General features: G+C 63.3%; 15 protein-coding genes, 2 rRNA genes and 4 pseudogenes (1 of these 21 cut by a window edge). 8 read left to right on the top strand and 13 right to left on the bottom strand.

Annotated features, from left to right (window positions below):
* Positions 1-35: 35 nt before the first annotated feature.
* From EAG14_RS01740 to argS, 6 genes and pseudogenes are all read right to left on the bottom strand, one after another.
* Positions 36-1,663 (bottom strand): annotated as a pseudogene (locus EAG14_RS01740) (RNA polymerase factor sigma-54).
* A gap of 64 nt (positions 1,664-1,727) precedes the next feature.
* Positions 1,728-2,510: an LPS export ABC transporter ATP-binding protein gene (lptB, locus tag EAG14_RS01735; RefSeq protein WP_121727886.1), complete on the bottom strand. Its 783-nt coding sequence runs from the start codon at positions 2,508-2,510 to the stop codon at positions 1,728-1,730.
* On the bottom strand, positions 2,507-3,181 hold the full coding sequence (lptA, locus tag EAG14_RS01730) for a lipopolysaccharide transport periplasmic protein LptA (protein WP_099658846.1): 675 nt from the start codon (positions 3,179-3,181) through the stop codon (positions 2,507-2,509). The genes lptB and lptA overlap by 4 nt, the downstream gene beginning before the upstream one ends.
* Positions 3,182-3,292: 111 nt before the next feature.
* Positions 3,293-3,949, bottom strand: coding sequence for a thiol:disulfide interchange protein DsbA/DsbL (locus tag EAG14_RS01725; protein WP_121727885.1), 657 nt, complete (start codon positions 3,947-3,949; stop codon positions 3,293-3,295).
* Between the two features lie 82 nt (positions 3,950-4,031).
* Complete coding sequence (locus EAG14_RS01720; RefSeq protein WP_099656946.1) at positions 4,032-4,715, bottom strand: SPOR domain-containing protein; 684 nt, start codon at positions 4,713-4,715, stop codon at positions 4,032-4,034.
* A gap of 12 nt (positions 4,716-4,727) precedes the next feature.
* A complete protein-coding gene (argS, locus tag EAG14_RS01715) occupies positions 4,728-6,437 on the bottom strand; it encodes an arginine--tRNA ligase (protein ID WP_121727884.1) in 1,710 nt (569 codons plus the stop codon).
* A gap of 284 nt (positions 6,438-6,721) precedes the next feature.
* Here argS and EAG14_RS01710 point away from each other — a divergent pair, with 284 nt between their 5' ends.
* Complete coding sequence (locus EAG14_RS01710) at positions 6,722-7,126, top strand: PsiF family protein (protein WP_121727883.1); 405 nt, start codon at positions 6,722-6,724, stop codon at positions 7,124-7,126.
* A 105-nt stretch (positions 7,127-7,231) separates the two neighbouring features.
* On the opposite strand, the gene EAG14_RS01705 is transcribed toward EAG14_RS01710, so the two are convergent.
* A complete protein-coding gene (locus EAG14_RS01705) occupies positions 7,232-7,678 on the bottom strand; it encodes a DUF2214 family protein (RefSeq protein ID WP_121727882.1) in 447 nt (148 codons plus the stop codon).
* 127 nt (positions 7,679-7,805) lie between these two features.
* A complete protein-coding gene (locus tag EAG14_RS01700) occupies positions 7,806-9,176 on the bottom strand; it encodes a dicarboxylate/amino acid:cation symporter (protein WP_121727881.1) in 1,371 nt (456 codons plus the stop codon).
* Between the two features lie 238 nt (positions 9,177-9,414).
* Between EAG14_RS01700 and EAG14_RS23695 the strand changes: the two are divergent.
* A pseudogene (locus EAG14_RS23695) lies at positions 9,415-12,101 on the top strand (PAS-domain containing protein).
* Between the two features lie 49 nt (positions 12,102-12,150).
* Here the strand turns inward: EAG14_RS23695 and EAG14_RS01690 are convergent.
* The 3 genes from EAG14_RS01690 to EAG14_RS01680 form a co-directional block, all read right to left on the bottom strand.
* Positions 12,151-13,608, bottom strand: a complete 1,458-nt coding sequence (locus tag EAG14_RS01690) for a PIN domain-containing protein (RefSeq protein WP_371414393.1) — start codon at positions 13,606-13,608, stop codon at positions 12,151-12,153.
* Between the two features lie 163 nt (positions 13,609-13,771).
* Positions 13,772-14,416 (bottom strand): response regulator transcription factor, encoded by a 645-nt coding sequence (locus EAG14_RS01685; protein ID WP_121727879.1) that lies wholly within the window; start codon positions 14,414-14,416, stop codon positions 13,772-13,774.
* Positions 14,417-14,488: 72 nt separating this feature from the next.
* A complete protein-coding gene (locus EAG14_RS01680) occupies positions 14,489-15,409 on the bottom strand; it encodes a LysR family transcriptional regulator (protein WP_121727878.1) in 921 nt (306 codons plus the stop codon).
* Positions 15,410-15,571: 162 nt separating this feature from the next.
* Between EAG14_RS01680 and EAG14_RS01675 the strand changes: the two genes are divergently transcribed.
* From EAG14_RS01675 to EAG14_RS01650, 6 genes and pseudogenes are all read left to right on the top strand, one after another.
* Positions 15,572-17,779, top strand: coding sequence for a malate synthase G (locus EAG14_RS01675; protein ID WP_121727877.1), 2,208 nt, complete (start codon positions 15,572-15,574; stop codon positions 17,777-17,779).
* A 219-nt stretch (positions 17,780-17,998) separates the two neighbouring features.
* Positions 17,999-19,605: pseudogene (locus EAG14_RS01670) on the top strand (methyl-accepting chemotaxis protein).
* A gap of 96 nt (positions 19,606-19,701) precedes the next feature.
* Positions 19,702-19,935, top strand: a complete 234-nt coding sequence (locus tag EAG14_RS01665) for a cysteine-rich CWC family protein (protein WP_371414392.1) — start codon at positions 19,702-19,704, stop codon at positions 19,933-19,935.
* A 58-nt stretch (positions 19,936-19,993) separates the two neighbouring features.
* Positions 19,994-20,182 carry a 4-oxalocrotonate tautomerase gene (locus EAG14_RS01660; protein ID WP_092699432.1) on the top strand — a complete coding sequence of 63 codons (189 nt, stop codon included), beginning with the start codon at positions 19,994-19,996 and terminating at the stop codon, positions 20,180-20,182.
* Between the two features lie 23 nt (positions 20,183-20,205).
* Positions 20,206-21,683: pseudogene (locus EAG14_RS01655) on the top strand (MFS transporter).
* Between the two features lie 18 nt (positions 21,684-21,701).
* The gene (locus EAG14_RS01650) at positions 21,702-22,466 is read left to right on the top strand and encodes a class II glutamine amidotransferase (protein ID WP_121727875.1); all 765 of its coding nucleotides are present in this window, start codon (positions 21,702-21,704) and stop codon (positions 22,464-22,466) included.
* A gap of 219 nt (positions 22,467-22,685) precedes the next feature.
* Here the strand turns inward: EAG14_RS01650 and rrf are convergent.
* Together rrf and EAG14_RS01640 are read right to left on the bottom strand one after the other, a co-directional pair.
* Positions 22,686-22,798, bottom strand: a 5S ribosomal RNA gene (gene rrf / locus EAG14_RS01645).
* A gap of 153 nt (positions 22,799-22,951) precedes the next feature.
* Positions 22,952-25,159, bottom strand: a 23S ribosomal RNA gene (locus EAG14_RS01640) (it continues 671 nt past the right edge of the window).

Below are 25,159 nucleotides of genomic sequence, written 5' to 3'. Positions count from 1 at the left end.
GCCCGAGAGCTCTGGAACCTGCCGGTGGCAGGCTCTCAGAGCGACTTGCGCAAATTGGCTGGCGCAATCTTGAGCGATTCGCGGTACTTGGCCACCGTGCGGCGGGCGCATTCGATGCCCTGCTCCTTGAGCATTTCGGCCAGTTGGCTGTCTGACAAGGGCTTGGTGGGGCTTTCAGCGGCCACAAACTGCTTGATGAGGGCACGCACCGCGGTGCTGGAGGCGTTGCCCCCGGTTTCGGTGCCCAGGCCGGAGCCGAAGAAGTACTTCAGCTCGTAGGTGCCGATGGGCGTGGCCATGTATTTGGCCGTGGTCACGCGGCTGATGGTGGACTCGTGCAGGCCCAGCTCGTCGGCAATGTCGCGCAGCACCAGCGGGCGCATGGCCAGCTCGCCGTGGGTGAAGAAGCTCTTTTGCCGCTCCACGATGGCGCGCGAGACACGCAAGATGGTGTCAAAGCGCTGCTGGATGTTCTTGATGAACCAACGCGCCTCTTGCAGGCGCTGCTGCATGCCCTGGTGGCCCTCGCCGCCCTTGTGGCCGCGCAGGGCGCCGGCGTAGATGTCGTGCACGCGCAGGCGCGGCATCACGTCGGGGTTCAGCGCCACGATGAAGTTCTGCTGCCCGCTGTTGCCATTGGCGCGCCCGGCTTTGCGCACGATCACATCGGGGATGATGATGTTGCGCTCCACGTCGGCAAAGCGGCGCCCGGGACGCGGCTCCAGCCGGGCAATCAGGGCCATGGCGGCGCGGGTGCGTTCTTCACCCGCAGCGCCGCCTTCGGTGCAGGCCTGGGTGAGGCGGCGCACGTCGCGGCGGGCCAGCATCTCCAGCGGCTGCTGGCAGATCAGCAAGGCGGTCTGCACCACGGCCGCAGGGGCCTCGCTGTCAGGGTCGGCCGCCAGGGCGCTGAGTTGCAGGGTCAGGCATTCGGCGAGGTTGCGGGCGCCCACGCCCACAGGCTCCAGGGTTTGCAGCAGGCGCTGGGCCACCGTAAAGCGGTGCACCAGCTCGTCAATTTGCTCCAGGTCATCCGGGCCCGCGAGGCTAACGGCCAGCTCTTGCAGCGGCTCTTCCAGGTAGCCATCGTCGTTCAGCGATTCGATGAGGAAGCGCAAGGCAGCGCGGTCCACCTCGGACAAGCGCAGCGCCAGGGCCTGGCGGTGCAAAAAGGCGGTGAGGGACTCTTGCGAGCGTGCCAGCTCCGTGGCATCGGCCTCGTCGCCCTCCATGTCGTTGCGGGTGCGCGGGGGGCGTCGCCACCCCACTCGCTCTCATTGGGCGCCATCTCCACCGTGCCGTCCCCGCCCCAATCGGGCTCGTCAGAGGCAGTGCTGCTGGTGTAGTCGGCATCACCCGAGGCGTCACTTTGCGCATCAGAAGTGGTCTCAGCGCTTGTGGATGAAGCGCTGGTAGCTCCTGAATAGATAGCATCATCTGCGCTGTACTCGTCGGCCTGCACGGGGGTGTCAGCGTGCTCCAAGCCAAACTCTTCGCGCACGGCTTCATCGGCGTTGCGCTCCAGGAAGGGGTTTTCGTCGAGCATCTGCTCAACCTCTTGCCCCAACTCCAGGGTCGACAACTGCAGCAGCCGGATGGACTGCTGCAACTGCGGCGTGAGGGCCAGGTGCTGCGAGACCCGCAGGGACAGGCCGGGCTTCATGCCTCAGCCCCCTGCAACACCGCACGATCCGTCACACACCGCATAGCCACACCGCGCCAAGCCATCACATGCGGAAGTGTTCGCCCAGGTACACACGGCGCACCTCGGCGTTGTCCACGATCTCAGCCGGCGTGCCCTGCGCCAGCACACGGCCATCGCTGATGATGAAGGCGTGGTCGCAAATGCCCAGGGTCTCGCGCACGTTGTGGTCGGTGATGAGCACACCAATGCCGCGGGCCTTCAGAAAACCGATGATGCGCTGGATCTCGATCACCGCGATAGGGTCAATGCCCGCAAAGGGCTCGTCCAGCAGGATGAAGCGGGGCTGCGTGGCCAGGGCGCGGGCGATTTCGACGCGGCGGCGCTCGCCACCCGACAAAGCCAGCGCGGGCGAAGCGCGCAGGTGGTCCACCCGCAGCTCTTGCAGCAGCGAGGTGAGTTGCTCTTCAATCGCCGCCCGCGACAGAGGGGCGTTGTGTTCATCGCGCTGCAATTCCAGCACCGCGCGCACGTTCTCTTCCACCGTCAGCTTGCGGAAGATGGAGGCTTCTTGCGGCAAATACGACAGGCCCAGCCGCGAACGGCTGTGGATGGGCATGTGCGCCACCGATTGGCCGTCGATGCGGATATCCCCCGCATCGCTGCGCACCAGCCCCACGATCATGTAAAACGAAGTGGTCTTGCCCGCCCCATTGGGGCCCAGCAAACCGACGACCTCGCCTTTTTGCACCACCAGGGACACGTCCTTGACCACCTTGCGGCTGCCGTATGACTTGGCCAGGTGGGCGACCTCAAGGCGACTGGAAGACGGCCCCGCTACCGAGGCTTGCACGGAACGATCGCTCACTGGGTGGCACCGCCCAAAGAGGTGCTGGGCCGCAGCACGGGCGCCGAGGCTGCAGGGGCCGGGCTGGTCGCGCTGGAGCCCGGTGCCGAAGCTGGCGTCTTGGGGTCTTTGGGGGCCAGCACGGCCCGCACGCGGCCGCCGCTGCTGGCCTGGCCTTCAGAGCCACTGGCCGGCAGGGCCTTCTTTTGGCCATCAACCGTGAAGACATCGGTCAGGTTGTTGTAGACGACAACCGCGCCGGTGATCTCGTCGCTCAAGGCCCCGCCACGGTAGCGCCGCAGCTCGGCACGGGTGATGAAGCGCACGTTGTCGGTACGGCCGTCGTACTCGATAACTTCGCCTTCGCCTTCGATGAACTCTTCGGGCGCACCCGGCAGGGTGTCACGCTTTTGGCGGAAGAACGCGCGTTTGCCCGCTTCGGCCGTGACGATGCCGGACTGGTAGCCCTCGGCATCCTGGCGCACATCCAGCCGCGCACCGCGCAGCACGATGGAGCCTTTGGTCATGACCACGCGGCCAGAGAACACGCTGGTTTGCTTGACTTCATCGTGGCGCAGCGCATCGGCCTCGATGTTCATGGGCTTGCTGCGGTCGGCCTTTTCAGCTTGCGCCACGCCAAAGGCGCAGGTCAAGGCTGCAAGCACAAGGAGGGGGGTAATGCGATGTTTCATGAGGGCACGAATCTTGCAATCATTGTAGCCATGCATTGCACCCCAGAACAAAAAAAGCCCGCTTGCGCGGGCTTTTGGTAGCGAGGTGGCACGGCGTATGCCGCAGGCGCATCAGCCCTTGCGGACCGAGCTCACCAGATAGTCCACCACTTGCAGCACGGTTTGCATGCTGCCAGCCATGGTGCCATCGGTGTAATAACGGCCTGCCACGCCCATGGAGGGCACGCCTTCGACGCCATAGTCGGCTTGCAACTGGGCCGCACGGCGGGCCTGGTTGGCCACGTTGAAGGAGTTGTAGATCTCCTTGAACTTGGCGACGTCCACCCCCTGGTTGCCCACCCAGGCAAAAATATCTTCGTCCTTGGTCAGCTTGAGCTTTTCCACGTGGATGGCGCGGAACACCTTGGCGTGCACAGCGTCGAGCTTGCCCATGCCTTCCAGGGCGTAGTACAGCTTTTGCTGCGACAAAAAGCTGGCGTTGAACGCCACGGGCACGCGGCGAATGACCAGGTCCTTGGATGCCGCCTTGATCCAGGCGTCCAGCACCGGCTCAAAGGCGTTGCAGTGGGGGCAGCTGTACCAGAAGAACTCGATGACTTCGATCTTGCCGGCAGCCGCTTCGGTCGCGACGGGCTTGGAGAGCTTTTGGAAGTCCTTGCCCTCCTTGAACTGGCGCACTTGCGCCATAGCGGGGGTGGCCATGGGCAGCGTGACGGCAGAGGCAGCAACCGCCGTAGCGGCGGACAGGGAAAACTCGCGACGTTTCATGAAAAGAACACTCCTTGATCTGGTCTTGGGGATGTGAGCGGCATACCTGGAAAAAGTTCAGCAGCGGCCGGGCGCAAAAACGTCAGCGCTGCACGCGCACCAGCGCGGACTCCACGCCGGTGTCGTCCAGTTTGTCCTTCAGGGCGGCAGCGTCATCCCGTTTGGCGAACGGGCCCACCCGCACGCGGAAGACCGGGCGGCCATTTTGCTCGCGCTCGCTCACCCGGGCTTCCCAGCCCATCATGGCCAGTTTGGCGCGCTGGGCGTCGGCATCGGCCTGGGTGCGGAAGGCCCCGGCCTGCACAAAGTAATCGTAGGGGTCGGCCCCGCCGGATTCTGCGGCCTTGGCTTTGGCCAGGTCGCCCAGCGGGTCGGCACTGGTGGCGGCGGGCTTGGCCGTGTCGGTTTTTTCCGGCTTGCTGGCAGCCGCTTTAGGGGCCGATGCGGCCGTCGCCTTGGGGTCTGGCGTGGCGGCAGCCGTCTGGGCTGGCGTCACCGGGCCACTGGCGGCGGGGGCCGATGCGGCAGCCGCCGCCTGCGCAGCGGCCTTGGCCGCAGACTTGCTGCGCAACGGCGAGTTGGGGTCCCAGTCCTTGTTCTTTTGGGCCTCGGCGGCGTCTTGGTCCACCCCGCGTGCACTGCCTTTGTTCAAGAACGGCACGGGCACCTTGGTCACATACACGGCCACGGCCAGGGCAGAACCCAGCCCCACGATAACGCCCAGAATGAAACCCAGGATGGTTCCGCCCAACTGCTTTTTCTTCATGGTAGTTCCTGCTTACATTCTGGCCGGAGCCGACACACCCAGCACGGCCAGGCCGTTGTGCAACACCTGCGCCGTCGCGGCAACCAGCGCCAGGCGGGCTTTCTTGATCGCTTCGTCGTCCACCAAAATGCGCTCGGCATCGTAGTAGCTGTGGTAGGCCGATGCCAAGTCGCGCAGATAGAAAGTGACGTCGTGCGGGGCTTCGCCGTCGGCTGCGGCCGTGAGCATCTCGGGGTACTTGGCCAGCTGCAGCATCAGGGCCTGGGCCTGCGGGCCTTCCAGAGCCGACAGATCCACATCCTTGAGCGCAGCGACATCCCCACCGCCCGCCTCTTGCCACGCACGCAGCACCGATTGGATACGGGCATGCGCGTACTGCACGTAGTACACGGGGTTGTCGTTGTTCTGGGCCACAGCCAGGTCCACGTCGAAGGTGTACTCGGTATCGGGCTTGCGGCTCAAAAGGAAGAAGCGCACGGCGTCCTTGCTCGTCCACTCGATCAAATCGCGCAGCGTGACGTAGCTGCCCGCACGCTTGCTGATCTTGACCTCTTCGCCACCGCGCACCACGCGCACCATGGTGTGCAGCACGTAGTCTGGGTAGCCTTGTGGAATGCCCACATCGGCCGCCTGCAGGCCAGCGCGCACCCGTGCGATGGTGCCGTGGTGGTCGGTGCCCTGGATGTTGACGACCTTGGTGAAGCCGCGCTCCCACTTGGCAATGTGGTACGCCACATCAGGCACGAAGTAGGTGAAGGTGCCGTCCTGCTTGCGCATGACGCGGTCCTTGTCATCACCATAGTCGGTGCTCTTGAGCCACAACGCGCCGTCTTGCTCGTAGGTCTTGCCGTTGGCCACGAGCTTGTTCACCGTGGCCTCGACGCGGCCGCTGGTGTACAGGCTGGATTCAAGGTAGTACTCGTCAAAGTGCAGGTTGAACGCCTGCAAGTCCTTGTCCTGCTCATTGCGCAGGTAGGCCACCGCAAACTGGCGGATGTTGTCGTAGTCCTCGACATCGCCATTGGCGGTGAATTCGCGGTCATCGGCCTTGACGGTGGCTTTGGCCTTGAAGGCCTCTGCAATGTCGGCGATGTAGTCGCCGTTGTAGAAGTTCTTGGCCAGCGGGTTGTCGCTGTCCGTGGGCCAGCAGTCGTCGCCGGGCTTGAAGCCCTTGGCGCGCAGTTGCGTGCTCTTGGTCAGGGTGTCGATCTGCACGCCCGCGTCGTTGTAATAGAACTCGCGGTGCACGTTCCAGCCCTGGGTGCTGAACAGGTTGCAGATGGCATCGCCCAGCGCAGCTTGGCGGCCATGGCCCACGTGCAGTGGGCCCGTGGGGTTGGCCGACACAAACTCGACCAGCACACGCTGACCGTTGTCAGGCTGATAACCAAAACGCTCGCCAGCGGCCAACACCTCGCGCACAATTTCTTGCTTGGCGGCGGGCTGCAGGCGGATGTTCAGAAAGCCTGGCCCGGCGATTTCAATGCCCGCCACCCAGCGGGCAAAAGCGGGCGTGGCCTCCAGTGCGGCCTTGAGTTGCTCGCCCAGCGCACGGGGGTTGAGCTTCAGCGGCTTGGCCAATTGCATGGCTGCAGTGCAGGCAAAGTCGCCATGGGCAGCAACCTTGGGGGATTCAAAGGCCGCCTTGGCGCCTGCGCCGGGCGAAATGGCATCCAGCGCGGTAGCCAATGTGGCCAGAAGTTCGTTTTTGACAGAGAGCATCGGAGGATTTTACGGGGCGCCACCTGTGGCGCTGTAAACGCAGTGACCAAGCACACCACAGACCAGGGGCCACAGCGGCCCGAAAGCACCGATCAACACCCGCCACGGCCTCAAAGTGAGCCGGGCCATGATCGATAAGTCACCGATTGGCGTGAAGCGCAACAGATCGTAAGAAACAGGCCCCATGATGCGGAACTGTCAGCGCCGCCAGAATCTGGCGCGTTGAAACCCTACCATCCATACCGGATTGGTTATCGATGTTCCTAAAACATTCTGGAGCCCCTATGAAAAAGCTTCTCTCCCTGACCGCCCTGAGCCTGGCCCTTTCGATCAGCGCAGCCCATGCTGCCGATGCACCCGCCGCCGCTGGGGCCGCAGCACCTGCAGCCAAGACCGCTCCAGCCCCCGCCGCCGCACCGGCAGCAGCAGCGCCCGTGGCAGCCGCCCCTGCGGCGCCTGCCTCCGCTCCAGCAGCAGCGCACACCAAGCAACAATCCAAAATGGCCACCTGCAACACAGAAGCGGCGGACAAGAAGGGCGATGACCGCAAGGCGTTCATGAAGACTTGCCTGAGCAACAAGCCTGCGACGCAGCAAGACAAGATGAAGACCTGCAATGCAGACGCCAAGGCCAAGACACTCAAGGGCGACGAACGCAAGGCATTCATGAGCGAGTGCCTCAAGAAGTGAGGGACTGGGCGGTTCCCACTATCCGCCCACCCCACACGGAAAAGCCCGCCAGACTCACGTCTGGCGGGCTTTTTCATTGGGGCTATGTACTGCGCTCAGTGCCCGTTACCACCCACGCGCCCAGAACACGGCAATCACCGCAACCACGGGCAGGATGTGGGACTGCACCATGACCCAGCGGCGGGTGCTGCGCACTTCGGCCTCGCCGGGCAATGCACCCGTGCTGTTCAGCACTTTGAGCCAGCGGCGAAAGGTCAGCGTGGGCTTGATGGAGATCAACCCCATCAACACGAACAAGGTGATCTTGATGTGGAACAGCGGCTGTGACACATACCAGGACAGCCCTTTCACCCCCAGATACAGGCGCGCCAGACCCGTTGCCAAAAGCACCACGGCCGTGATGCCGTAGATCAGGTCCAGCCGCGCCAGGCGCTTGACCACGGCGGAGCTCATCCATTCCGAGCGGCAAAGTGCGGCTTCGCTGGTCAAAAAAACCACCAGCGTGAGGATGGCCAGCAAGTGCAATGCGGCCAAAACGGCTTCGAGAGTCATGGAGTTTCCTTGGTATGCCCCGGTGAGACCGCCATTGTGCTTGAGGCAAATCCCACACGGCCCCAGAAAAAACGCGGCGCAGGCCCTGAAGCCTGCGCCGCGTTGGTCGAACCCCAGGGGAGGCGGATCAAGCCACCGTGCGTGCCGCAGCCCCCGCAGGTACGTCGGCAGTCATCACCGGTGCGGTGGCCGCTATGGTGGGGGCAGGCAGTGCGTGGCCGTTGAGTGCGGCGTCCAGGCGTTCGTGGTCCAGCGCGTTTTCCCAGCGCGAGACGACCACGGTGGCCACGGCGTTGCCGATGAAGTTGGTCAGCGAGCGGCATTCGCTCATGAAGCGGTCCACGCCCAGGATCAGCGCCATGCCGGCCACAGGCACTTCGGGCACCACGGCCAAGGTGGCGGCCAGGGTGATGAAGCCCGCGCCGGTCACGCCGGCCGCGCCCTTGGAGCTGAGCATCGCCACCAGCAGCAGCGCCACCTGGTGGCCCAGCGTCAGTTCGGTGTTGGTGGCCTGGGCGATGAACAGCGCAGCCAGCGTCATGTAGATGTTGGTGCCGTCCAGGTTGAAGGAGTAGCCCGTGGGCACCACAAGGCCCACCACCGACTTGCTGCAGCCGGCCTTTTCCATCTTTTCCATCAGTGATGGCAGGGCGGATTCGGACGACGAGGTGCCCAGCACCAGCATCAGCTCGGCCTTGAGGTAGCGGCACAGCTTGAGCACCGAGAAGCCGCACAGGCGGCAGACAAAGCCCAAGATCACCAGCACGAACAGCAGCGAGGTGATGTAGAACGAGCCCACCAGCCACGCCAGGTTGACCAGCGAGCCCAGGCCAAACTTGCCAATGGTGAACGCCATGGCCCCGAAGGCGCCCAAAGGTGCTGCCTTCATGACAATGCCCACCACCTTGAACACGGGGGTGGTGAGGGCTTCCAGGAAGTTCAACACCGGACGGCCAGGCTCACCCACCATGGCCAGGCCGACGCCGAACAGCACGGCCACCAGCAACACCTGCAGGATGTTGTCGCCCACGAAGGGGCTGACCAGGGTCTTGGGGATGATGTCCAACGCAAAGCCGGTGAGCGTCATCTCGTGCGACTTGGCCACGTAGCCCTTGACGGCCGTCTGGTCCAGGTCAGCGGGGTTGATGTTCATGCCCGCGCCAGGCTGCACCACATTGGCCACCACCAGGCCCACCACCAGGGCCAGCGTGGAGAAGAACAGGAAGTACGCCATGGCCTTGCCAAAGACGCGCCCCACGGTGGAGAGCTGGGACATGCCTGCGATGCCGGTCACAATGGTCAGGAAGATCACCGGGGCGATGATCATCTTCACCAGCTTGATGAAGGCATCGCCCAGCGGCTTGAGCGCCTCGCCATAAGAGGGCTCGAAGTGGCCCAACAGCACGCCCAGGACGATGGCCAACACCACCTGGAAGTACAGTTGCCGATAGAAGGGCAGCTTCAAGGTCGAAGCGGCTGGAGCGGAATGGTTGTGCATGGGGCGGGTCTCCAAAAATCGCGGGGCGCACCACCGGGGTGCGACAGGTGCGCGTTAAGGGTGCTGTTTGTACCGCTGCAATTTGTTTCAGCCGATAACCTATTGGTATTAGTCCCAAGCCGCCCCATAGGAGAGCACACGCGCCCCATCAGGGTAACTACCTAGTCCCCAACAGGGTGCGGCACACTCTCACCCGCCCCAGACTGCACAGCGCCCTCTCCACCACGCCCCCTCAGACATGTCTACGCCCCGCCTTCGCCAACTCTGGACGCTGCTGATCCTGCTCGCCGGCACGGTGGGCTGCATGTTGGTGGCCGGGCAATGGGCGTGGCACCGGTCGCTGCACGACGAAAGCGACAGCGTGCAGCGCCAGCTGGGCCTGTATGGCCAGACATTGGCCCAGCGCATCGACCGCTACCGCACCCTGCCGGAGGTGCTGGCGCTGGACGCGCAGTTGCAAAGCGCCCTGCAACGCCCCCTGCGCCCGGCCGAGGTCGAGCAGCTCAACCTCAAGCTGGAGCAGGCCAACGGCGCCAGCCAGTCGTCCACCCTGACCCTGCTCAACCGCGAGGGCCTGGCCGTGGCCGCCAGCAACTGGCGCACCGCCACCAGCAACGTGGGCGTGGACTACAGCTTTCGCCCCTACGTGCAGCAGGCGCTGGCCCAGGGGCGCGGCAGCTTCTACGGCATTGGCGTGACCACCGGCGAGGCGGGCTACTTCCTGTCGCAGGCCATCCGCGATGAAACCGGCCACATCCTGGGGCTGGTGGCCATCAAGATTGCCCTGCAGGAGCTGGAGCGCGAGTGGCTGCAGACGCCCGACATCGTGCTCGCGTCGGACGCGCACGGGGTCGTCTTTCTGGCCAGCCAGGACGCCTGGCGCTACCGCCTGCTGGAGCCGCTGGACGACGAGGAGCGCCGCGAGCTGATGGCCACGCGGCAGTACTCCGACCAACCCCTGCGGCCGCTGGAGTTGCGGGTGGACGACCGTCTGGACAACGGGGGCCGGCTGGTGCGCCTGCTCTCTGCCGATCTGCCCCCCTGCCCGGCCGCGCGCTATGGCAAACCCAGCCGCTGCCCGGCACCCCCTGGCAATTGCACCTGGTGCATGAAACCCACAGCAGCCTGGTCGACAGCCGCTGGGCCGCTGCGGCTGGCGGGGGCGGCTGGCTGGCCTTGTCGCTGCTGGTGCTGTTTGTGCGCCAGCGCCAACGCCTGGCCCGCCTGCGCCAGCGCAGCCGTCAAGAGCTGGAAACCGTGCTGCAACAGCATGCGCAAGAGCTGCGCACCGCGCAGGACGGCATCGTGCAGGCCGCGCAGCAGGCCGCCCAGCAGACAGACACGGGCTTGAGCCGAAGCCTGGAGCACCTGCCGCAAGGCGTGGTCATCATCGATGCGGAACTGAACCTGGTCGCCTGGAACTCGCGCTACGTGCAGCTGTTTCGCTACCCGGCCGACCTGATGCAGGTGGGCCGCCCCATTGCCGACCTGCTGCGCCACAACGCACGCCGCGGGCTGCTGGGGCACGGCCGGGTGGAGGAGTCCATCGAGCGGCGGCTGGAGCACCTGCGCAGCGGCACGCCCCACCTGCACGAAAGCGCCAAGGAGGACGGCACCGTGCTGGAGATCCGGGGCAACCCGCTGCCCGAGGGCGGTTTTGTGACCAGCTACGCCGACATCACCAGCTACAAGAACGCCGCGCGCGAGCTGCGATCGCTGGCCGATGCGCTAGAGCAGCGCGTGGCCGACCGCACCCGCGACCTGGACGCCGCGCGGCGCGAAGCCGAGCAGGCCAACCGCTCCAAAACCCGCTTTGTGGCCGCCGCCGTGCACGACCTGCTGCAACCGCTGAACGCCGCGCGCATGTTCACCTCGCTGCTGCGCAGCCACCTGCAGGGGGATGCGGCCCAGCATGCCGCCGACAGCATCGAAGGCGCACTGGCCGCGCAAGACGCCATCCTGGGCAGCCTGCTCGACATCTCGCGCATGGAATCGGGCCAGCTCGACGTGCACATCCACGACGTAGCCCTGGGCCCACTGCTGCAGGTGCTGGCCCACAACTTTGGTGTGCTGGCCGAGAGCCAGGGGCTGAAGCTCAGCTGCGTGCCCACGCGCGCCGTGGTGCGCACCGACGAGAACCTGCTGCGGCGCATCGTGCAGAACTTTGTCTCCAACGCCATCCGCTACAGCCGGCGCGGGCGCATCGTGGTGGGCTGCCGGCGGGTGAAGCGGGCGGACGGCGAGCACCTGCGCATTGAGGTACATGACCAAGGCCCCGGCATCCCCGAGGCACTGCAGCGCGAGATTTTTGAGGAATTCCGCCGTCTGGACGAGGGCCGCGCCGACGACCGGGGCACAGGCCTGGGCCTGGCCATCGTCGAGCGCCTGGGCCGCCTGCTCGGGCACGAGATTGGCCTGCGATCGCAGCTAGGGCGTGGCAGCGTGTTCTGGGTGTGCGTGCCGCTGGGCGACCCGGCTGCGGTGCAACCCACTCCAGCCCGCGCCACCGCACAGCCCGCGTTGGACGACGCCCCGCTGCAAGGCAGCAGCGCCTGGGTGATCGAAGACGACGGCCCCACCTGCGCCGCCACACGCGCCTTGCTGCAACGCTGGGGCTGCGACGTGCCACTGGCAGGCGGCCCGCAACAGGCACTGGAGCAGGCTCGCCCAGGGCAGGCGCCCCAGCTCGTGTTGCTGGACGTGCACTTGGGTGCTGGCCACCAGGGGCCAGAGGTGTATGCCGAACTGTGCCAACGCTGGGGCCAAAGCCCCGCCGTGATCCTGGTCACCGCTGAACGCGACGCAACACTGCGCCGCCAAGCCGCCGAACGCGGCTGGGGCTTTCTGGCCAAGCCGGTGCGAGCCCCAGCGCTGCGTGCGCTGGTGAGCCAGACGCTGCTGAGGTTGCAGCAGGGCATGCTTTAATGCTATGCCTTCAATAGCACCTAGCGCTTAATTTATAAGCGCTAGGTGCCTATTTCGCTTTGAAGTAGGTGACCCTCTTGCCATCCGATGCGGTGGCCACGTCCTTACGAGCCTCCAGCAAGCCAAGCACGCGCAGCGCCATGGCCACCGGGTCTTCCGCCCGTGCGGCGTGGGTCTGGATGTGCTTGAGCAAGCCTGCACGTTGCCGGGGCTTGTTTGTGGTCATTTTTTGAAGGCTGGACAGCACCGCCCGCGCCACCTGGGCTGCAGTGGGGGATTGCGCCGTCTTCGCCGAGGTCTTGCCAACGGCAGGGATGGGCGGCTTGGGTGGGGTCGAAGCAGCGGACTTCTTCAGCACCGGCGGCTGTGCGGGCACTTTGGGTGCAGATGCTTTCTTTGCAGCGGCGGCCTTTGCAGTCACCGCCTTGGGAGCCGCTTTTTTGACCGCAGGGTGGGCCACAGCAGCAGTTGGATAGGACACCGCATCGCCCTTTACCATCACCCGCTTTCGCGCCTGCAATTGGGCCAGGGCGTGCGATGTGCGCGCAGACCTGGCACTGGGCTCGCCCAACCAACTTTGCAGCAGCACCAACAGCGCATCCTTCTGCACGGGGCGGTGAGGTGGAGCCAGCCCATCCAGTTGGGCCAGCAGTTGCTGCATGTCTGCCCGCGTGGCCTGGGTGCGGGCCGGAGCAGCTTTTGCAGGCGGAGGCAGTGGTGCCACAGCTTTCGCTGTGGTCTTGACCGTCGCCTCCACCGCAGGGTTCACCGCCGATGGAGGCTCTGGCTGCAGCACTGGCGCTGACTTCAGCACCACGGGCGCCTCGGATACTGCGGGTGCGGCGAGTGGTGCCTGCACTCTGCGGAACCCACGCTGCTGCGCATCAAACCCCAGCTCCCGCGCATGCGCGAGCATGGGTTCATACCCCTGGTCGTTGGAGACGACGAAAAACGTGCCCTCCGACTGGCGGGCCGAAATGTTGGCCGAGATGTATCCGACGTAGTAGGTCAGCTGAAAATCCAGCGCGTTTTTGCCCGTGCCCGTTCTCTGAACGAGCGTCACCTGTTCTGCCCCGTAGACCTGCCGATGACCCGATGCATCCACCGTCTGGCGCGGGCCATGGAACAACCACACATGCGTGCCCTGCGGCACCAGGGCCTGGAGTTCATCGCCCTTGGGCTGCACGTTTTCCCAATCGACGAGCAAGTGCACCCTGGGGGCTGTCGGTGCTGGCATTGCCGCCACAGCGGCAGCGGGCGTGGGAGGCTCCAACTCCGGGTGCTTAGGTGGGTGTTCAAGCGCCTTGGCACGCAGCGTCTGCTCCACGGCCTCTGGCAGATCAACCCCAGCCTGGTCTGCCAGTTGCACCAGACACAACAGCACGTCGGCGATCCCATGGGCCACGCGCTCTTTGTGGACGGGGTCGCGTGCCACACCCCGCGATTCGCTGAGCGTCGTCCACTGGAACAGCTCCAGCAGTCCCGCCGCCTCCACCGTCAGCGCCATGGCTAGGTTCTTTGGCGCGTGGCGAGACTGCCAATCACGGGCTGCAGCAAAACTGCGCAGCCGGGTTTGTAGCGCTGGAAAATCCACCCCCTCACTCCTATTTTCATAGCTGCCAGCGCTTAATTTACGTGCGCCAGAGCCTATTTTTATCAAAACCGCCCCGTCAAACGGGCTCCGTCCCCTCCGCCTCCAGGCTCTTGACCAGCACCGCCGCCTGCGTGCGGCTGTAGCAAGCCAGCTTCTTCAGGATGGCGGTGACATGCACCTTCACGGTGTTCTCGGCCAGGCCCAGCTCGGCGGCGATCTGTTTGTTGAGCAAACCATCCGCCAAACACAGCAGCACGCGGAACTGCTGGGGGGTGAGCTGCGCCAGGCGTGCGGCCAGCTCGGCGTCGGCCTCGGAGCGCTCGGCCGCCATGGGCGGGAACCAGCTGCCGCCGTCGAGCACGGCGGCAATCGCTTCGCCCATGGCCTCGGCGGGGGCCGACTTGGGGATGAAGCCCGCCGCGCCAAACTGCTGCGCGCGGCGGATGACGCGCGGGTGGTCGTTGGACGAGATGATCACCACCGGCAGCTCGGGGTATTCGCCGCGCACATGCAGCAGGGCCGAGAAGCCGCGCGTGCCGGGCATGCTCAGGTCCAGCAGCACCAACTCCACCTCGGGGTGCTCTTGCAGCGCCTGGCCCAGGGTGGCGGCGCTGGCCGCCTCCAGTGTGCGGAACTGCGGCAGGCGCTCGCGCAGCACATGCAGTACGGCAGCGCGGAACAGGGGGTGGTCGTCAGCGACGAGGAGCGTGGGCTCGGACATGGGCTCAGTCTGCCACGGCGCGGGCGGCCTGGGTGGGAAAATGGGGCGCGTGGAGGGGAACGCGAAGGGGCATCACCGCCCCTCCCAGAACGCGGGCCGTGCGTATTGCTGCTTGAGGTAGTCGATCCACAGCCGCACTCTCAGGGGCAAGTGCTTGCGCTGCGGGAACACCACGTAAATGCCGTTGGGCGGCGCAGCAAACTCGCCCAGCACCTCCACCAGGCGCCCGGCTGCGATCTCGGACTCCACCTCCCAAGTGCTGCGCCAGGCAATGCCGTAGCCCGACAGGCACCAGTCATGCAACACCTGGCCGTCGGAGCAATCCAGCGGGCCGCCGGGCTTGAGGTGCAGCACCTCATGGCCGCCCTCAGCTGGGATGCGGAACGCCCAGCCACGCACTTGCGAGGCTTCGCTGGAGAGCGTGAGGCAGTCAAACTGCACCAGCTCGCTCGGGTGGCGGGGCGTGCCGTGGCGCTGCAAATAGGCGGGCGTGGCCACACACAGGCGGCGGTTGTCGGCAATGCGCACGCTCACCAGGGACGAATCGGGCAGGTCCCCCACGCGCACGGCGCAGTCGTAGCCCTCGCCCGCCATGTCCACCACGCGGTCGCTGAGGTTCAGGGAGATGGTCACATCCGGGTGCAACTCACGAAAGCGCGGCACCAGCGGAGCCACATGGCGGCGGCCAAAACCTGCCGGGGCGGTGATGCGCAGTTGCCCCGTGGCTTTCACCCCGCCCGCAGAGACGCTGGCCTCGGCATTCGCCACGTCCGACAGCATGCGCTGGCAGTCCTCCAGGAAGGCACTGCCCTCGTGCGTGAGGCTGATGCGCCGCGTGGTGCGCACCAGCAGCTTCACGCCCAGGTGGGCCTCCAGCGCATCCAGGCGGCGGCCCATGATGGCCGGGGCCACGCCCTCGGCCTTGGCCGCTGCGGTGAGGCTGCCGCGTGTGGCCACCGACACGAACGATTCAAACGCTTTGAGTTTGTCCATGGCCTCACTTTTGCATAAAAGTCATTGGTTTTGAGATTTTGATGATCTTTATATCGTCAAACATTTGCAATACAGTGGCCCACAAGCTGTTCCCCATGCCCCCCTGGCAACTGGGAAAGATCCTCCTTTCAACCATTGCAACCATCGCTAGAGGCAAGCACCATGACCGATCGCACCACCGTCCACGGCCTGCAAGTGGCCAACTCCCTGTTCCGCTTTGTCGAAGACAAGGTGCTGCCCGGCACGGGGGTCGATGCCGCCGCCTTCTGGAAGGGCTTTGATGCCATCGTGGCCGACCTGGCCCCCCGCAACATCGCCCTGCTGGCCGAGCGCGACCGCCTGCAGACCGAGCTGGACACCTGGCACAAGGCCAACCCCGGCCCCATCCAGAACATGGTGGCTTACCGCAGCTTTCTCGAAAAGATCGGCTACCTGGTGCCCCAGCCAGTCGAGGTGAAGGCGACCACCGCCAACGTGGACGACGAGCTGGCCACCCAGGCCGGTCCGCAGCTGGTGGTGCCCATCCTGAACGCGCGCTATGCGCTGAATGCCGCCAACGCCCGCTGGGGCAGCCTGTATGACGCGCTGTATGGCACGGATGCCATCAGCGAAGAAGGCGGTGCGGAAAAGGGCAAGGGCTACAACCCCGTGCGCGGCGCCAAGGTGATCGCCTTTGCACGCCAGGTGTTGGACGACACCGCGCCGTTGGCCAGCGGCTCGCACAAGGACTCCACCGGCTACCGCGTCGAAGACGGCCATCTGGTCGTGTCACTGGCCAACGGCAGCACCACAGGCCTCAAGGACGCGTCGCAGTTCAAGGGCTACCAGGGCGATGCCGCCACGCCGTCGTCGGTGCTGCTGCAGCACAACGGCCTGCACCTGGACATCCAGATCGACCGCGCAACGCCCATCGGCCAGACCGACGCCGCGGGCGTAAGCGACCTGGTGCTCGAAGCGGCCCTGTCCACCATCCTGGACCTGGAAGATTCCGTGGCCGCCGTGGACGCCGAGGACAAGGTGCTGGGCTACAGCAACTGGCTGGGCATCATCCAGGCCACGCTGACCGAGCAGGTTGCCAAGGGCGGCAAGACCTTCACACGCGGGCTGAACCCTGACCGTGTTTACACGGCCCCCCAAGGCGGAGAAGTGCGCCTGCATGGCCGCTCGCTGATGTTCCTGCGCAATGTGGGCCACCTGATGACGAACCCGGCCATCCTCTGGACCGACGCGCAAGGTGCTGTGCGCGAAATCCCCGAAGGCATCATGGATGCCGTGGTGACCACGGCGATTGCACTGCACGACCTGCAGGGCCATGGACAAAACGGCATCCGCAACTCCCGCAAGGGCAGCGTCTACATCGTCAAGCCCAAGATGCACGGCCCCGCCGAAGTGGGCTTTGCCGCTGAACTCTTCGGCCGCGTCGAGAAGCTGCTGGGCCTGCCCGACAGCACCGTCAAGCTGGGCATCATGGACGAAGAGCGCCGCACCTCCGTCAACCTCAAGGCCTGCATTGCCGCCGCATCGAGCCGCGTGGCCTTCATCAACACCGGCTTCCTGGACCGCACCGGCGACGAGATGCACACCGCCATGCTGGCCGGCCCGATGATCCGCAAGGGCGACATGAAGACCAGCGCCTGGATCCAGTCGTACGAGAAGAACAACGTGCTGGTGGGCCTGAGCTGTGGCCTGCGCGGCAAGGCGCAGATCGGCAAGGGCATGTGGGCCATGCCCGACCTGATGGCCGAGATGCTCAAGCAGAAGATTGGCCACCCCAAGGCCGGTGCCAACACCGCCTGGGTGCCCAGCCCCACGGGCGCCACGTTGCACGCGCTGCACTATCACCAGGTCAAGGTGAGCGACATCCAGATCGAGCTGGAAAAGACCGACGTGAACGCCGAGCGCGACAACCTGCTGACCGGCCTGCTGACCATCCCCGTCACTGGCACCCCGAACTGGACGGAGGCCGAAAAGCAGCAAGAGCTGGACAACAACGCCCAGGGCATTCTGGGCTACGTGGTGCGCTGGGTGGACCAGGGCGTGGGCTGCTCGAAGGTGCCCGACATCAACGACGTGGGCCTGATGGAAGACCGCGCCACGCTGCGCATCAGCAGCCAACACATGGCCAACTGGCTGCACCACGGCGTGGTGACCGAGGCCCAAGTGCGCGAAACCTTCGAGCGCATGGCCGCCAAGGTGGACAAGCAAAACGCTGGCGATGCGCTCTACCAGCCCATGGCCGGCCACTTCGACACCAGCATGGCCTACCAGGCTGCGTGCGATCTGGTCTTCAAAGGCAAGGAGCAGCCCAGCGGCTACACCGAACCGCTGCTGCATGCCTGGCGCCTGAAGGTGAAGGCCTCTGCAAAGTAAGAGGCCACTATAAAAACAATAGCTGCTAGCGCTTATAAATAAAGCGCTAGCAGCTATTTTTATGAATAGCGCATACAGCCCATCGCCCCAATCCACCCGCACAGCCAACGCGGCCTGCGTGGCATTTAAAAGACAAGTACTCTGGCAAACGCGCGGTGCACCTCAAGTTTGAAATGGAGGATGTCGAAAATAGAAGTGAGTAACCACCCTTGATTCGACATGCACATCCACCACCTCTCCATCGGCAGCCGCTTGGCACTGGCGTTTTCTGCCGTGATTTTCCTCACGGCGGCCATTTTGGGCATCGGCATCTGGCAGCTGCAGGCCATTGCCAGCGAGACCGACGCCATGATGGAGCGGCCGCTGACCAAGGAGCGCCTGGTCTCCGACTGGTACCGCACCATCCACACCAGCGTGCGCCGCACCACCGCAGTGGCCAAGAGCTCCGATCCGTCTCTGGCCACCTTCTTCGCCCCTGAAAACGCAGAGGCCTCGCGCAACTCCACAGAGCAGCAAAAGCAAATCGAGGCCCTGCTGGAGACGCCCGAGGAAAAGGCTCTGTTTGCCACGTTGTCGCAAGCCCGCCAGCGCTACATTGCAGCACGCGACGCGGTGAACAAAGCCAAAGCCGATGGTCAGGCCGAGGAGGCAGAAAAACGCTTCAACAGCGATTTCCGCCCCGCAGGCGCGGCTTATCTGGACAGCCTGCAAGCCCTGCTGGACCAGCAGCGCGCCAGCATCAATACCGCCGCAGCGAACGTGCAAAGCGGCTACACCCGGGGCCGCGTGCTCATGATCAGCCTGGGCGCGTTGGCACTGCTCACCGCTACGGCTCTGGCGTACATCATCACCCGCAGCATCACCCGCCCCCTGCACCGCGCCGTGGTGGTGGCCCAGACGGTGGCCAGTGGCGACCTGAGCACGCAGGCCGGTGCCGCTGCCAGCGCCCGCGACGAAACCGGCCAACTGCTGCGCGCACTGGACGCCATGAGCGAGCAACTGCGCTCCACCGTCGGGCAAGTGCGCCAGGGGCAGAGACGATTGCGCTGGCCTCCAGCGAAATTGCGCGGGGCAATCTGGACCTGTCCAGCCGCACGGAAGAGCAGGCCAGTGCGCTGCAAGAGACGGCTGCGTCCATGGAGCAGATGACCGCAACCGTGCGGCAAAACGCGGACAACGCCCGGCAGGCCAACCAACTGGCACAAGACGCCTCCAGCCTGGCCCAACGGGGTGGCACCGTGGTGGGCAATGTGGTGAGCACGATGGGCGGCATCCACACCGCCTCCCGCAAAATCGTGGACATCATCTCGGTCATCGATGGCATTGCCTTCCAAACCAACATCCTGGCCCTGAACGCGGCCGTGGAAGCCGCCCGCGCAGGCGAGCAGGGGCGAGGCTTTGCCGTAGTGGCTGGCGAGGTCCGCACCCTGGCCCAGCGCAGTGCGGCGGCGGCCAAGGAGATCAAGGGGCTGATCGACGACTCGGTGCAGCAAGTGGACGCGGGCAACCGCCTGGTGGAAGAAGCCGGGACCGTCATCCGCGACGTCGTGAGCGGCGTGCAGCGCGTGACCCACATCGTGGGCGAGATCAGCGCGGCCAGCCAGGAACAGACGGGCGGCCTGGAGCAGGTGAACCGGGCCATCGCCCAAATGGACCAGGTCACCCAGCAAAATGCCGCCCTGGTGGAAGAAGCCGCCGCCGCCACAGGTTCGCTGGAATCCCAGGCCACTCAACTGGTGCAGGCCGTGGCGGTGTTCAGTTTGGGCAATGCAGACACCGGCCGGCTGCAGCGCCATCCCGGCGCTGCGTTGTCCATCGCGGCCTGACACCGGGCACGGCCCCCTCGGCCGAGGGCTGGCAAAAAAGCACGCCAGCCCCCCTACACTGCACGAGCCCTCTCCCCCTCATCCCGATTGAACGCCGTGACCCCAGACCCATCGTCGTGCCCCCTGTGCGGCCAAAGCAACCAGTGCGCCATGGAAGCGGGGCTGGGCATTGAGGCGTGCTGGTGCACCGCGACCCCCATTGAGCCCACGGCATTGCAGGCCATCCCCCAAGCTTCGCAAGGTAGGGCCTGCCTGTGCCCCGCCTGCGCCACCCGGGCCCACCCGCCACAGGGTGGCGGGCCAGCCAAGACAAACCCGAGTGGGCACTAGGCACGGACCACGCCGATATGATGGGCCTTTAGCGTTTTCAACCCGAAAGGACTCCCCCATGCCCACCTATCACATCGAAATGATGGAAGGCCGCACGATCGAGCAGAAAAAAAAGCTCGTCGCAGAAATCACCCGCGTCTCGGTCGAAATTCTGGGCGGCTCGCCCGAGTCAGTCGACATTCTCATTACCGATGTGAAGCGGGAAAACTGGGCCACCGGCGGAACGCTGTGGACTGAGCGCAGCTAACCCCCACCCTGACCGGGATTTCCATGGACACGCAACCATCCAGCTCGCTGGCCGTATTGAAAGAACGCTACGGCCAACGCTATCGGTGGTTGCTGCTGCTTTCGGTGATGGTGGGCACCATGGCCTCCATCATGTCGTCCACCATTGTGAATGTGGCCATCCCGGACATGAGCCATTACTTCACGCTGGGACAAGAGCGCGCCCAATGGGTGACCTCTGGCTTCATGGTCGCCACCACCGTGTCCATGCTGACCACCCCGTGGCTGTTGGCTCGCTATGGGTACCGGGCTACGTATGTGGGCGCCATGCTCATCCTGCTGCTCGGTGGCGTAGGGGGTGGGTTGGCACAGAATTTTGGCCTGGTCTTGCTGGCCCGCGTGGCAGAAGGCCTGGCCGCCGGGGTCGTGCAGCCCATTCCTGCCGTCATCATTCTTTATGCATTTCAGCCCCATGAACAAGGCCGCGCCAGCGGTATCTTTGGCATGGGGGTGGTGCTGGCACCAGCGATTGGCCCCAGCATTGGCGGCCTGCTGGTCGACTGGTTCGGCTGGCGCTCCATCTTCTTCATGGTGGTGCCGCTGTGCCTGGCCTCCATCTGGCTGGCCTACCGGTTTGTGCCCATGACAGCCCCGGGGGAGTTCCTGCCAATCGATCCGGTGAAGGGCTGGACTGGCGCGGCCTGCTACTGGGCACAGTGGGGACCTTGTGCTTGCTCAACGGGCTGGTGTCGCTGCATGGCGGCACGGGCGCGGAAGCGGGCGTCTTGCTGCTAGTGGCGGTGGGAGCCTTTTTCGGGTTCATCGCCTGGCAAAAGCGCATGGCGAGCTTGGGAAAAAAGCCGTTGATGGATTTACGGCTCTTCCAATTTCGCCAATTTGCGATGGGCAGCATCGTGGCCTTTATCTACGGCACCGCCCTGTTTGGCTCCACCTATCTGCTGCCGGTGTTCATGCAGCTGGGGCTGGAGCTCACTCCCTCGCACGTGGGCACGTTGATGCTGCCGGCAGGCATTGTTTTGGCCATCACCATTGCCTGGGTGGGCCGCCTGGCAGACCGCCATCCCACCCATGTCCTGGTCAGTGCGGGCCTGGCACTGCTAGCCGCCTCGTTCGCGCTCATGCTGCTGATCGGCTTGCAGTCCACGCTGTGGATGCTTATCGCATTCGCCATCCTCGGGCGCATTGGCCTGGGCTTCATTCTTCCCTCGCTCAACCTGGGAGCCATGCGCCCGCTGGACAAGGCGCTGATTTCTCAAGGTTCCAGCGCTATCGGCTTTGTGCGCATGCTCGGTGGCGCAGCTGGCGTGAGCCTGTGCGGCATTGTTCTGGAGTGGCGCATCGCCGCCCATGGCGCATCCTTGTCGCTAGGCCCCAGCAATCCCCAAAGGGTCGCAGCCTTCGGAGAGACCTTCCTCATGCTGGCCGCGCTGTGCCTGATCGCCATGGTGGCCGCGTGGCAATTGCGAGAAAAACCCGCAGCCGACCCAAAATCTGCAAACTAACATTTAATCGCGCTCATCATGTGCCAACTGCTGGGAATGAACTCCAACACGCCCACGGACGTGACTTTCAGTTTCAAGGGCTTTGCCCAACGGGGCGGCAACACCGCCGACCACTCCGACGGCTGGGGCATCGCATTTTTTGAAGATCGGGGCCTCAGGCACTTTGTGGACCATTTGCCTGCGGTGGATTCGCCGATTGCAGACCTGATTCGGCGTTATCCCATCAAAAGCCGCAACGTCATTGCCCACATCCGCAAGGCCACCCAGGGCGTGGTCGCCCTGCAAAACTGCCACCCTTTCGTGCGCGAGCTGTGGGGGCGCTATTGGGTGTTTGCCCACAACGGCGATCTGAAAGACTTCCGCCCCCGGTTGCACTCCCATTTCCATCCCGTGGGCAACACCGACAGCGAACATGTTTTTTGTTGGCTGATGCAGGAGTTGGCCAAGTCACATGCCTGCTTGCCACCGATTGACGAGCTCACACTGACTCTCAAAGAGCTCACACGCTACATTGCGCCCCATGGGACGTTCAATTGCTTGCTCTCCAATGGTGAGGCCTTGTGGGCCCACGCCACAACCCAGCTTCATTACATCGAGCGCCAGCACCCCTTCAGCGAGGCGCAACTGTCTGACGAAGATGTACGCATTGACTTCGCCAAAGAAACGCAACCCACAGACCGTGTGGCCATCATCGTCACAGCGCCGCTGACCAACAACGAGCGCTGGATCGCCTTCAACGCTGGCGAATTGGCTGTTTTTGCTGATGGGGTGAGGCGAAGCTGATTGAGCTGTCCGCAGCCCCGACACAACGAGTACACAGAACAAGCGATATGGCTTACTTGGTGCAGGCGTCCAAAGGCGAGGGTGTTGGGTACCCGAGAAGCAGCCACGAGAGCAACGCTAGCGTGTGGCCATCAGCGGTTGGGGATAGTGTTCATTTCGATAGCCCCAAACGCAAAACCCCCCAATCCGTTGGGACTGGGGGGTATTGGGGCTATAAGAGCCTGACGATGACCTACTTTCACACGGGAACCCGCACTATCATCGGCGCAAAGTCGTTTCACTGTCCTGTTCGGGATGGGAAGGAGTGGTACCAACTTGCTATGGTCATCAGGCATAACTTGGTGCTGGGCTGTTCGTGGAACAGCCTGGCGAATTCATAGAGTTTGGAATCAGATTTTATGTGTTTTGACTGCGTCAACTTGGCATAACAATCTTTGAGCTTTTCACACAAGCATGACTGCTTGAGCGTTGGCTATCAAAGTTATAGGGTCAAGCCTCACGAGCAATTAGTATCAGTTAGCTTAACGCATTACTGCGCTTCCACACCTGACCTATCAACGTCCTGGTCTTGAACGACTCTTTAGGGGGCTCAAGGCCCCGGCAGATCTCATCTTGAAACGAGTTTCCCGCTTAGATGCTTTCAGCGGTTATCTCTTCCACACTTAGCTACTCGGCAATGCCACTGGCGTGACAACCGATACACCAGAGGTGTGTCCACTCCGGTCCTCTCGTACTAGGAGCAGGCTTCCTCAAATCTGCAGCGCCCACGGAAGATAGGGACCAAACTGTCTCACGACGTTTTAAACCCAGCTCACGTACCTCTTTAAATGGCGAACAGCCATACCCTTGGGACCGGCTACAGCCCCAGGATGAGATGAGCCGACATCGAGGTGCCAAACACCGCCGTCGATATGAACTCTTGGGCGGTATCAGCCTGTTATCCCCAGAGTACCTTTTATCCGTTGAGCGATGGCCCTTCCATACAGAACCACCGGATCACTATGTCCTGCTTTCGCATCTGCTCGACTTGTCAGTCTCGCAGTTAAGCACGCTTATGCCATTGCACTATCGTCACGATGTCCGACCGTAACTAGCGTACCTTCGAACTCCTCCGTTACGCTTTGGGAGGAGACCGCCCCAGTCAAACTGCCTACCATGCACTGTCCCCGATCCAGATAATGGACCTAGGTTAGAACCTCAAACACACCAGGGTGGTATTTCAACGTTGGCTCCATGAGAACTAGCGTCCTCACTTCAAAGCCTCCCACCTATCCTACACAGATCTGTTCAAAGTCCAATACAAAGCTACAGTAAAGGTTCATGGGGTCTTTCCGTCTTTCCGCGGGGAGATTGCATCATCACAAACATTTCAACTTCGCTGAGTCTCAGGAGGAGACAGTGTGGCCATCGTTACGCCATTCGTGCAGGTCGGAACTTACCCGACAAGGAATTTCGCTACCTTAGGACCGTTATAGTTACGGCCGCCGTTTACTGGGACTTCAATCAAGAGCTTGCACCCCATCATTTAATCTTCCAGCACCGGGCAGGCGTCACACCCTATACGTCCACTTTCGTGTTTGCAGAGTGCTGTGTTTTTATTAAACAGTCGCAGCCACCGATTTTTTGCAACCCCTTTGGGCTCCCTCTGTACGAGTTCACCTACTTGGGGCATACCTTCTCCCGAAGTTACGGTATCAATTTGCCGAGTTCCTTCTCCTGAGTTCTCTCAAGCGCCTTAGAATACTCATCTCGCGCACCAGTGTCGGTTTGCGGTACGGTCGTCAATAGCTGAAGCTTAGTGGCTTTTCCTGGAAGCAGGGTATCACTCACTTCGTCTGCAAGCAGACTCGTTATCACCCCTCATCTAAGCCCGGCGGATTTGCCTACCAGGCACGACTACAGGCTTGAACCAACATATCCAACAGTTGGCTGAGCTAACCTTCTCCGTCCCCACATCGCACTATTGATCGGTACAGGAATATTGACCTGTTTCCCATCAGCTACGCATCTCTGCCTCGCCTTAGGGGCCGACTCACTCTACGCCGATGAACGTTGCGTAGAAAACCTTGCGCTTACGGCGAGGGGGCTTTTCACCCCCTTTAACGCTACTCATGTCAGCATTCGCACTTCTGATACCTCCAGCATCCGTTACCAGACACCTTCACAGGCCTACAGAACGCTCTCCTACCACGTGCAATAAATTGCACATCCGCAGCTTCGGTAACTGGCTTAGCCCCGTTACATCTTCCGCGCAGGACGACTCGATCAGTGAGCTATTACGCTTTCTTTAAATGATGGCTGCTTCTAAGCCAACATCCTGACTGTTTTAGCCTTCCCACTTCGTTTCCCACTTAGCCAATTTTAGGGACCTTAGCTGGCGGTCTGGGTTGTTTCCCTCTTGAGTCCGGACGTTAGCACCCGGTGCTCTGTCTCCCAAGCTGTACTCGTCGGTATTCGGAGTTTGCATAGGTTTGGTAAGTCGCCATGACCCCCTAGCCTAAACAGTGCTCTACCCCCGACGGTAATACTTGAGGCACTACCTAAATAGTTTTCGGAGAGAACCAGCTATTTCCAAGTTTGTTTAGCCTTTCACCCCTATCCACAGCTCATCCCCTAGTTTTGCAACACTAGTGGGTTCGGACCTCCAGTACCTGTTACGGCACCTTCATCCTGGCCATGGATAGATCACTTGG

It is taken from the genome of Acidovorax sp. 1608163 (assembly GCF_003669015.1).
Classification (GTDB): Bacteria; Pseudomonadota; Gammaproteobacteria; order Burkholderiales; family Burkholderiaceae_C; genus Acidovorax.
Note: the sequence above shows the minus strand (reverse complement) of the source record. Positions and strands in the feature narration are given on the sequence as shown.

Coding starts and splice junctions, on each gene's coding strand:
- EAG14_RS01650 (WP_121727875.1), top strand. CDS start 21,702: ATGTGCCAACTGCTGGGAATGAACTCCAACACGCCCACGGACGTGACT.
- EAG14_RS01700 (WP_121727881.1), bottom strand. CDS start 9,176: ATGCACAACCATTCCGCTCCAGCCGCTTCGACCTTGAAGCTGCCCTTC.
- EAG14_RS01680 (WP_121727878.1), bottom strand. CDS start 15,409: ATGGACAAACTCAAAGCGTTTGAATCGTTCGTGTCGGTGGCCACACGC.
- EAG14_RS01720 (WP_099656946.1), bottom strand. CDS start 4,715: ATGAAGAAAAAGCAGTTGGGCGGAACCATCCTGGGTTTCATTCTGGGC.
- argS (WP_121727884.1), bottom strand. CDS start 6,437: ATGCTCTCTGTCAAAAACGAACTTCTGGCCACATTGGCTACCGCGCTG.
- EAG14_RS01690 (WP_371414393.1), bottom strand. CDS start 13,608: ATGGCGCTGACGGTGGAGGCGGCGGGACTGCTGGAGCTGTTCCAGTGG.
- EAG14_RS01710 (WP_121727883.1), top strand. CDS start 6,722: ATGAAAAAGCTTCTCTCCCTGACCGCCCTGAGCCTGGCCCTTTCGATC.
- lptA (WP_099658846.1), bottom strand. CDS start 3,181: ATGAAACATCGCATTACCCCCCTCCTTGTGCTTGCAGCCTTGACCTGC.
- EAG14_RS01725 (WP_121727885.1), bottom strand. CDS start 3,949: ATGAAACGTCGCGAGTTTTCCCTGTCCGCCGCTACGGCGGTTGCTGCC.
- EAG14_RS01705 (WP_121727882.1), bottom strand. CDS start 7,678: ATGACTCTCGAAGCCGTTTTGGCCGCATTGCACTTGCTGGCCATCCTC.
- EAG14_RS01675 (WP_121727877.1), top strand. CDS start 15,572: ATGACCGATCGCACCACCGTCCACGGCCTGCAAGTGGCCAACTCCCTG.
- EAG14_RS01685 (WP_121727879.1), bottom strand. CDS start 14,416: ATGTCCGAGCCCACGCTCCTCGTCGCTGACGACCACCCCCTGTTCCGC.
- EAG14_RS01660 (WP_092699432.1), top strand. CDS start 19,994: ATGCCCACCTATCACATCGAAATGATGGAAGGCCGCACGATCGAGCAG.